At 43.1% G+C, this 594-nt stretch carries 1 protein-coding gene; it reads left to right on the top strand.

Features of this window, described 5'->3' with window-relative positions:
- Positions 1-18 precede the first annotated feature (18 nt).
- Complete coding sequence (locus tag RH45_RS22245) at positions 19-504, top strand: GNAT family N-acetyltransferase (protein WP_008081732.1); 486 nt, start codon at positions 19-21, stop codon at positions 502-504.
- The last annotated feature ends 90 nt before the right edge of the window (positions 505-594 follow it).

Below are 594 nucleotides of genomic sequence, written 5' to 3'. Positions count from 1 at the left end.
TGTTCTAGGAGGAAATTGATGATTAGGGAAATCACAAAAGCCGATTTTGAGTCGTTTTGGCCAACATTTTCAGCGGTAATTCAGGCACAAGAAACTTATGCCTTTAGCCCAAATATGACGCTAGAACAAGCCTTCGCTTTATGGTGTGGATCTCCCGTGAAAGCTTTTGCTTTCGTAGAAAATGACGTTGTACTGGGCTCTTACTACATCAAGCCAAATGCAATGGGGCCAAGTAGCCATATATGTAATTGTGGATACATGGTTTCTAGCGAAGCTAGAGGTAAGGGCATTGCACGCCTAATGTGTGAGCATTCTCAGGAAATAGCTCTAAGACTTGGCTTTGATGCCATGCAATTTAACAGCGTGGTCTCTACCAATGAAGTTGCTGTGAAGCTTTGGGAGAAGCTAGGGTTTCAAATCATAGGTACAATTCCCAAGGCATATAAGCATGCTCATTTAGGGTTAGTTGATAGCTACGTCATGTACAAATGGCTACGAACATAACAAAGCATTTAAGAGTGATTCACAACGCTTGGCGTTTTCGCTTCGCTCAAGTATAGCCAAGCGCTGCTCACACCTTAATGCGGCGTTATG

The sequence above is a fragment of the Vibrio sinaloensis DSM 21326 genome, assembly GCF_000189275.1.
GTDB classification, from domain to species: Bacteria; Pseudomonadota; Gammaproteobacteria; order Enterobacterales; family Vibrionaceae; genus Vibrio; species Vibrio sinaloensis.
The sequence above is the reverse complement of the archived record's forward strand: the minus strand, read 5'-3'. Positions and strand labels throughout refer to the sequence as shown.